6 protein-coding genes are annotated in these 8,965 nt (G+C 35.6%); 2 read left to right on the top strand and 4 right to left on the bottom strand.

What is annotated here, in order from left to right; all coding sequences use genetic code 11:
* From BT1A1_RS04080 to BT1A1_RS04070, 3 genes are all read right to left on the bottom strand, one after another.
* Positions 1-2,769 (bottom strand): DEAD/DEAH box helicase family protein (locus tag BT1A1_RS04080; RefSeq protein ID WP_034768418.1); only part of this gene is annotated, 2,769 nt, incomplete at its 3' end.
* Between the two features lie 17 nt (positions 2,770-2,786).
* Complete coding sequence (locus BT1A1_RS19035) at positions 2,787-4,034, bottom strand: restriction endonuclease subunit S (RefSeq protein WP_051988995.1); 1,248 nt, start codon at positions 4,032-4,034, stop codon at positions 2,787-2,789.
* On the bottom strand, positions 4,031-5,500 hold the full coding sequence (locus BT1A1_RS04070) for a type I restriction-modification system subunit M (protein ID WP_034768416.1): 1,470 nt from the start codon (positions 5,498-5,500) through the stop codon (positions 4,031-4,033). The genes BT1A1_RS19035 and BT1A1_RS04070 overlap by 4 nt, the downstream gene beginning before the upstream one ends.
* A gap of 615 nt (positions 5,501-6,115) precedes the next feature.
* Between BT1A1_RS04070 and BT1A1_RS19030 the strand changes: the two genes are divergently transcribed.
* Together BT1A1_RS19030 and BT1A1_RS04055 are read left to right on the top strand one after the other, a co-directional pair.
* Positions 6,116-6,286, top strand: a complete 171-nt coding sequence (locus tag BT1A1_RS19030) for a hypothetical protein (RefSeq protein WP_197057069.1) — start codon at positions 6,116-6,118, stop codon at positions 6,284-6,286.
* Positions 6,283-7,761 (top strand): recombinase family protein, encoded by a 1,479-nt coding sequence (locus BT1A1_RS04055; RefSeq protein ID WP_034768410.1) that lies wholly within the window; start codon positions 6,283-6,285, stop codon positions 7,759-7,761. The genes BT1A1_RS19030 and BT1A1_RS04055 overlap by 4 nt, the downstream gene beginning before the upstream one ends.
* A gap of 34 nt (positions 7,762-7,795) precedes the next feature.
* On the opposite strand, the gene rlmD is transcribed toward BT1A1_RS04055, so the two are convergent.
* A partial coding sequence (gene rlmD, locus BT1A1_RS04050) for a 23S rRNA (uracil(1939)-C(5))-methyltransferase RlmD (protein WP_034768419.1) occupies positions 7,796-8,965 on the bottom strand: 1,170 nt, incomplete at its 5' end.

The following is an 8,965-nucleotide window of genomic DNA, read 5'->3' as shown; positions in this document are numbered from 1 at the left end:
TTTAATTAAATCTCTTAATGCTTCACGCACTTCATCTAACTCGAAAATATCAGCACTTTCCCAAAATTCTTCTGTTAACACTTTATCAATGATGTGCTTTTGTTCCATCACTTGCGGAATCGTACCAAGTTTAGAAAGTGCTTCCGCCGTTTGAATGACGCTGCGAATTGGTTTTGTTGCATTGTTGGCTTGTAATTTTGCCAATTCAATCGTATACATTAATAAATCAAAACGTTTAGCAAATTCATCATCTTGAACTGGGACAATGATCGGTGAGATATGTTCTTTAATTTCATTCGTATCAAGAACAGATAATGACACCCAATTGTCCTTATTTTTATATTTCTCCACATATTGCAGATGTTGTCTAACACGGAAATTTTCATTATCAAGCGCAAGAACGTCCTTTGTTACTTCATGGACTAATTCATTTCGATGGTTGACATATTCTTCTGTTTGATACTCAGTTCCTTGTAATTCACGGATAATATCCACTTTGGCATTGAATAGTTTTTCTGTGAGGCTTTTACCAACTTGTGTTTCCATTCCCTTTGGATTTTCACGGAAAAACTCAAAGTTTCCGCAATAGTCAAAGATGAGGAAATGCGTTTTATCATGTCCAATTCCAAATAAATCTGGACAAAGCCGTGTTCCACGACCAATCATTTGCCAGAACTTTGTTTTCGAGCGAACCTTTTTAAAGAATACTAGATTAACTACTTCAGGAATGTCCACACCTGTATCAAGCATATCTACAGATACAGCAATTTGTGGCATTTTACTTTTATCTGAAAAGTCATCTATTAATGTTTGAACATATTTTATGCTATAATCAATGACTCTAGCAAAATCTCCACCATACTCTGGGAACAATGCGTCAAACCGTTCTACGATTCTTTCGGCATGGCGATGATTTTTCGCAAAAATAATGGTTTTGCCTAGCTTGTCGCCACCTTCTACATGAATACCTTTGTTCATTAAATCTTTCAGAACCATATCGATGGTGTTGTCATTAAAGAGCCACTCATTTAAGGCAGAGCTGTCAATATCTTCAGTGAAATCTTCTTCATCAAAGGTTTCTTCATATTTTTCTTTATCTTCTTCCGATAAATCATCGTAATGAATACCTTCTTCAAGAAACTTTGTCTTAGTTTCAATTGTTCGGTAATCAACTAAAAACCCATCTTTTACAGCTTGATCGAGTTCATAGGCATATGTTGGAACGCCATTTTCCAAGTCAAACACTGCATACGTATTTTTATCAATCTCATCTTTTGGTGTAGCTGTTAATCCCAATAAAATTCCATCAAAATAATCGAAAATGCTGCGGTATTTTTTATAGATACTTCGATGCGACTCATCAATGATGATGAGATCAAAGTGTCCAACGGTAAATAGTTTTTTGCCATTTTTTCTTTTCGCCTCATCGATGGCATTCATCATCGTTGGATATGTAGAAAAGACGATTCGGCTTTCCTCTGGGTTATCCTTGTTATCTAAAAGATTGCATAAAGGTATACTTGGCAGTAAGTTATTAAAGTTTCTGTATGCTTGATTAATTAATGCAGTTCGGTCTGCTAAAAAGAGAACATTTTTCACCCAATTATGACGAGTCAATACATCGACAATCGAAATTGCCGTTCTCGTTTTCCCGCTACCTGTTGCCATAACTAGAAGCGCTTTTCTCTGATTACGGCTTAATGCGTCACAAACTGATAAAATGGCTTCCTTTTGATAATATCGGTTACTAATATCATCATTAATTTGAATATTTGTTAACGGACGTTTCATTTGCCGGCGTTCGATTAACAAACTTAATTCTTCTTTGTTGTAGAAACCAGAAACTTTTCGTGGTGGATACGGATCATGCCAAATATATGTTTCAAAGCCGTTCGTATAGAAAATCACCGGGTGAACACCTGACATTTTTTCGATACAATCAGCATAAAGTTTGGCTTGTTGGCGACCAATTTTCGGATCTTTTGCTGTTCTTTTTGCTTCTACTACAGCAAGAGGCTTCCCATTGTCTCCAAATAAAACATAATCAGCAAACCCTTTACCTTCCTTATTTGGCATACCAACAACTGGATATTCTCGAATAATATCTTTATTAAATTCCCAACCGGCAAGTTTCAAGTCTAAATCAATATATTTTAGTCTTGTTTTAAATTCATTTAATTGATCAACTTGGAAATTATTTTCTTTCGTATTTTGCTCACGCTTTTTTGTAACCTTTTTACGTAGATGTTGATTTTCTTTAATGATTTCTTCAAGTTTCCGGTCCTTCGCACTTAATTGTTCGTATAAATCTTGTAATTCTTTCGGACGGACCTTCTTTTCTTCTCCAACCGGAAGTAGGGATTCATCAAATTCCCCAGCGGTAAATTCATCAGAATAACAGTAATCAATCCACGCAATAAATTGGAATAGGTGATGAAGGGATAAAACCGCTTCATCACGGGTAATGGGTGCATTCGTATGAACCGCTTGATTGCCGAGTTTTACTACATACTTCATCATCGGCAATAAATCTTCATCAATAATTCCTAAAAATTCTCGGTCGTGAATCAAACTGGAAAGATTATCCTGATAAGGAACTTTCAAAGCACTGTCATAACTATAAACCCACTTCACAGCCAGCTCCAGCGCTCGACGAGACTGAATGGCGCTGACAGCTGGACTGACTACTAAACCTTTTTCTGCTTCAAAACAAGCATCAGCAAAACTACGATACTGTTTTTTCCCTTTTAAAAAGCTGAAGTTAGACACATGAACACCTCCTTTGATTAAAGGTTAGAAACTTTTTCTTCGGTAAATAATTCGCCTTTGAAGGCACGTTGCATTAGGGAGTTATAATTTTTTTCTAAATCAGTGAGTCCCAATATAAATTTTGACTTTAGTTCTTCAACTTCTTTAATCTTTTTAACAAACTCAACTTGAACTTTTTTATCTGGTACTAACACTTTAACTTTTTTTAAATTTTTTGTGTTAAAAACTGGTACTGTAGCTCCGGGAGACATCCACTTTATTTGATTTATAACATGCGGGAGATAATTGAACATGATTGATAGGACCTCTGGTAACATTAAATTTTTATCAAGTGTAACCTTTAATAAATTTGGCCCTATTATTCCTTCTTTGAAATCATCTGGGACTACGCATGTTCTTCCTACTGTACCCGTACGTGAAATTAAAACGTCACCACTATACACTCTAAAAGCTTTTAATTCTTTATACTTCTGTTCTGATATTGCTTTTGGTTTTGCCCAGACAAATTTATTTTTTTCGACATTGTCTATACCTAGTACTGGTATACCATTTTTTACATATTCACTTATTAACAACTGACTTCCAAAAGGACCAGATTTAATAGCTCCTTTTTCCTTTATTGCAATCTCTTCTAAATTTACTTTTTTCCATCTTTTTGGATTCGTAGAAGGATCACCAAACATCTCCAAAAAAACACTTTGTGTTAATTGATCTAATGCTTCGATTTGGGCTTTGCGATATTTAATTAGATTTTGGGCCTTATTTAATAATATTGCTATTTTTCTTTGTATATCTATAGATGGTACTGGAATCATTAAATTATCTATATGTTCATTTCTTAGATTATTAATGTTAGCTCCATTTATTGATTGTGAGATTGTTTGTGAATAATATTTAGTATTAAAAAAATGTCTTAAATAATCGGGATTAATATTTGTATTTGGTCTAATTAATTTACAAAACGCACCGAAGGTATAATTACTTTCTTCTTTTACTTGACCCGGCTTTCCGACAACTTCTTTACTTCCACTAGATGCGGCAATAAGAATATCATATTTCCTTAATTTTTGTTCATCTTTTACTAGAGAAGGAGCTACATACAATACATTTTCATATGTTAATTCTCCGTTCTGGATATTTGTAGCTCTTAATAACGGTATATAACCTTCAATTGGTTTCTCAGATATTTGATCTTTTTTGTAAGAGACACCTCTAATTTGCTTGATAAAATTTTTCAAGGGGTAACATTTATATTTAGAAATCATCCTACTACATCCTTTACTAAATCTTTTAACTCTGTAATACCATTTAGGATTTCCTTTTCATAAATTTCGATTTTTTCAAGTATTACCTTCGGCTCCTCAAACACCACTTCTTCATACTCAATTTCTTTATACTTATTAATCGACAAGTCATAGTCATTTTTCCGTAGTTCTTCAACAGGTACAAGGAATGATTGCTCCGTTCGTTTTCGATCTTTTTCTGCATTCAAATTATTGAATCGCGAAATAATATCCGGTATATCATTTTCTTCAATCGGTGTACGTTTGTCGTCCAATGAAAATCCATCTGCTTTCATATCATAGAACCAGACATTATCTGTACCACCTGCACCGGTTTTTGTGAAAATCATAATCGCCGTTGAAACTCCTGCATACGGTTTAAACACTCCGCTCGGCATGGAGATTATAGCTTCCAATTTATGGTTATCAATGATTTCCTTTCGTATCGTTTTGTGTGCTTTTGAACTTCCAAATAACACACCGTCTGGAACAATGACCGCAGCTCGTCCACCTGGTTTTAAAATACGAATAAATAAGGAGAGAAATAATAATTCCGTTTTCTTTGTTTTCGCTATTTTTAATAAATCGTTTGAAACTGCTTCATAATCTAATGAGCCTTTAAATGGCGGATTAGCGAGTACCAACGTATATTTTTCTTTATCTTTATTAATTTCAGAAAGTGAATCCCGATAGTCAATATTCGGATTTTCTACACCATGTAGCATCATGTTCATGGCACCAATACGTAGCATTGTCCGGTCCATATCATTTCCGTAGAACATGGTGTTATGGTAATGTTCTTTTAAGCCTTGAACAAGAAACATATCATTGTGATGTTTACGTAAGTATTCGCTTGCTGCAACTAAAAATCCAGCCGTCCCCATAGCAGGGTCAATAATAATATCCTCTGGCGTTGGTTTCATAATTTCAACCATCATTTGAATAATGTGTCTTGGTGTACGGAATTGTCCATTGGTACCAGCTGTTGCAATTTTGGAAAGAAGATACTCGTATAAATCCCCTTGTACATCCCGATCATTTAATGGAAGATTATCAATCCCGTCGACAATTTTCGCCAACATATTCGGCGTCGGGATTAAAAACATCGCATCGCCCATATACTTGGAGTAGGCTGAATTATCTTTCCCATGTAAATTTTTAATAAAAGGAAACACCCCATCCGATACAACCCGATACATTTCTTCCGGTGAACCAAGCTGTTTGAAACGATGCCAGCGCAAGTGCTGTTTATCTTCTGGAAAGATTCCTTCAAAAGGAATGCCTAAAATTTCCGCTTCCTTCTCTTTAATCGTTTCCGCTTCATCCAAACTTTTTATAAATAAAAGATAAGTAAATTGTTCAATAACCGTTAATGGATTTGTAATCCCACCTGTCCAAAACGTTTCCCATATTTTATCTACTTTATTTTTAATTTCCCCTGTAATCATCTAACTTCCTCCTGCTGCATCTAATATATCTTCATTATACCTATTTATCTCATTTTATTAAAAGGATAATCATGGAGACCTATAACTATTTGCCCAATTGGTTAATCCAAAATATCTTAAAAAATTTTAAAATCCTATTAAAATACATTGAATCGATAAGTATAATGTTTCAGAACAAATCGGTTAATCTAAGATTTTTTTATTTCGGTTATATTTTTTATAAAATTCCTTATTCCTCTTCAAATATGAAAAAACGAAGATACAATGCTTTATGCAAAACGAAAAATACAAATAAAAAAGGAGAAGAAAAATGATTAACAACCAAGGAAATCTAAAGGGATTTCTCTATATAAGAGTGAATCATCCATCAAAACTTTCAACAGAAGAACATTCACTGCTAACTAATTTCTTATTTGAGTATAGAAGAAATAGTTACAATGGAAAGGGAAATACCTATAAACATCGCATTGAAGAATATTTGTACAAAGTCAAATAAATAGTGTAACCCAATAAAAAGCGAGATCCGCAGAGGTTACGTAACCATTCTCATTATTGGTTATGTAATTCTGCGGATTTTTTTATATTGAAAAATTATAAAAGGGAGAGCGATAAATCATGAATAGATCAGAAAACACCGTTGAGCGAATTTTTGCAGATACTTCGCTCACTTTCTTGGATGTTATAAATTCCATTATTGATCATAAAATTGAAGAACTCGTCAATAATGCTAGTAAGGTAAACACTGCTACATCTCAAAAAGACGAGAAGGAGTATGATTCAAAATGAGATGTGCAGTATATGTTCGTGTTTCTACCGATAAAGAAGAACAAAAAGATTCCTTAAAATATCAGCAAGAACTGTTTTATAATTATATAGCGGAAAAAGGTTGGGATATTTACAAATTTTATATTGACGTTGAAAGCGGGACGACGGCAAAAAGAGAAGAACTTCAAAAACTGATTGAAGATGCTCAGAATAAGGAGTTCGATATCATTCTTGCCAAAGAGTTATCACGCCTTGCCCGAAATGGAGAATTATCCTATAAAATCAAAAACTTATGCGAAAACCAAGGGATTCACATTATTACATTAGATAATGCGATCAATACATTAACAGGGAACACTCATATGTTTGGCCTTTATGCATGGATGTACGAACAAGAATCTCAAAACACGAGTAATCGTGTGAAAGAGACATTAAAAACTCGAGCAATAAATGGACTTTTTAAAGGTTCGAATCCTCCATATGGTTATGAAGTAAGAGATGGAAAATTGCATATCCGAAATGATGAAACACCAAATATTGTTAGACGAATTTTCAAAGAATATTTGGAAGGAAACGGACGACAAAGTATTGCAAGACGGCTATATAACGAGGGAATTCCTACTCCTGCTCAAATAGCTGGAAAAGCAAACGCAGGAGATAAGTGGCATGATTCTACCATTAGATGCATCTTGACAAATCCCCATTACGTTGGGGATCTTGTTCAAGGAAGAACAACGACAGTAAGTGTAACAAGTAAAAGAAGAAAAAACGTTCCTAAAGAAAAACAGTTTATTATCAAAAATGCACATGAGCCAATTATATCTAGGGAAACGTTTGATGCTGTCCAAAATCAATTAGAGCAGAGAAGAAAATATATTACAGCACCCAAGATACATCTTTTTACTAATGTCCTCTTTTGTGCCGATTGTGGTACAGGTATGTGGTTCCGAAGCAATCGAGACGGATACATTTGTGGGGCTTATGCGCGTCATGGAAAAAAAGCTTGTACCGCCCACACAATAAAAGAGGATTTTTTAAAAGAAACAATTCTAAATGACATAAAATCCTTAATTCATCAAATTGACAAAGAGCAATATATAAAGAAGATGGAGAGAAAATCGAAAAGTACAAAATCGGATTCTCAAAAGAAAATCAATAAGATTAACAAACAGATGGATGTTTTAAAAAATCGAAAAAGGAGATTCATCAACCTGTTAGCTGACGGAATCATTACCAATGAAGAATATCAAGAGAGTATTGAAGCAACGAACAAGGATTTAACTGAATTAATGGAACAGAAAAATGAACTTCTTTCATTGATGGAAAGCGAGGATGTAATCCAAACGATTGAAAAGCTTAAAAAGGAATTACTTCAATTCCTAAATTTCGATGAATTAACCGAGGATATTCTCCATCGACTGATTAATCGAATCGAGGTAAAAGAGGACGGTACACCAATTATTCATTATCGGTTTGCCACCCCAAAAATTGCATAGAGGCAAGAGAGAAACCTTATCTTGCCTCATTTTTTTATTTTAAAACTATCTGCGAAACGCACTCAACGTGGCTAGTCTGCGGGAACATGTCGACCGGCTGCATGTACTCTATCTTGTACTTTTTCATCAACTTATTCAAGTCTTTCGCCAATGTCGATGGGTTGCAGGAGACGTACACGACCGTTTTGGCACCGGTTTTTAAGATGGTATCGAGGAGTGTTTCGTCGCAGCCGGCTCGGGGTGGATCAACGACAACAACATCCGGCCTCCATCCTGCTTTCACCCATTTCGGCATAACGGTTTCGGCTTTACCGACTTCATAATGAGCATTTTTCAGACCGAGTCGTTCTGCGTTTTTCCTCGCATCACGAATTCCCTCTTTGACCACGTCCATGCCGCGAACTTCTCCGGCCTTATCCGCCAACCAAAGCCCAATTGTTCCAACACCGCAATAGGCATCGACCACTTTTTCCTTTCCCGTTAGTCCCGCAGCTGTTTTCACTTCATCATAAAGCTTCACCGTTTGAATTGGATTTAATTGGAAAAAGGCACGGGAAGATAATTCAAAGCTGATATCACCCAAAACTTCCTGAATCGTTTCCTCTCCACCAAGTTGCAGTGACTCATCACCAAAGATTAGTGACGTTTTTTTTCCATTGATATTTTGGATAATCGATTTCACCTCAGGAAGACGCTTTTGAATTTCAGCTACAATTAATTCTTTTTTTGGCAAATCTTTCTTTGCGGTTATTAAAACAACTTGAACATCGCCAGTTCCTACCGCTACTCGGGCAACAATTGTCCGCACCAAGCCCGTCCGTTTCCGCTCATCGTACACCGGAATATGTAAATCGCTCAATATTTCTTTAACTACACGCACCGCTTTATTCGTTGCCGGATGTTGAACGATGCAGTTGGGAATGTCAATGAGGCGATGAGAGTTTATACTATAGAGGCCTGCTATGTAATTTCCTTTAATTTCACCAAGCTGGAATTGGGATTTGTTTCGATAAAGCCATGGGTCATCCATCCCGATTGTCGGCCGTATATCAAGTTTTTCAATGTCCAATTTCGTATGGCGTTCCAGTGCTTGAATAAGGATATCCCGTTTTTCGACAAGTTGTTGGCTATACGCCAAGTGCTGAAGCTGACAACCTCCGCAATCTTCGTAAATTGGGCATGGGGGGTTGACACGGTGAGGCGA

Origin of the sequence: Caldibacillus thermoamylovorans, assembly GCF_000751775.1 — a bacterium.
In the GTDB taxonomy this organism is placed as follows: Bacteria; Bacillota; Bacilli; order Bacillales; family Caldibacillaceae; genus Caldifermentibacillus; species Caldifermentibacillus hisashii.
This window is presented reverse-complemented; position numbering and strand designations above follow the sequence as displayed.

What these genes read in the sequence shown, in the direction of transcription:
- BT1A1_RS19035 (WP_051988995.1), bottom strand. Translation starts at nt 4,034, where the DNA reads ATGATTTCTAAATATAAATGTTACCCCTTGAAAAATTTTATCAAGCAA.
- BT1A1_RS04070 (WP_034768416.1), bottom strand. Translation starts at nt 5,500, where the DNA reads ATGATTACAGGGGAAATTAAAAATAAAGTAGATAAAATATGGGAAACG.
- BT1A1_RS19030 (WP_197057069.1), top strand. Translation starts at nt 6,116, where the DNA reads ATGAATAGATCAGAAAACACCGTTGAGCGAATTTTTGCAGATACTTCG.
- BT1A1_RS04055 (WP_034768410.1), top strand. Translation starts at nt 6,283, where the DNA reads ATGAGATGTGCAGTATATGTTCGTGTTTCTACCGATAAAGAAGAACAA.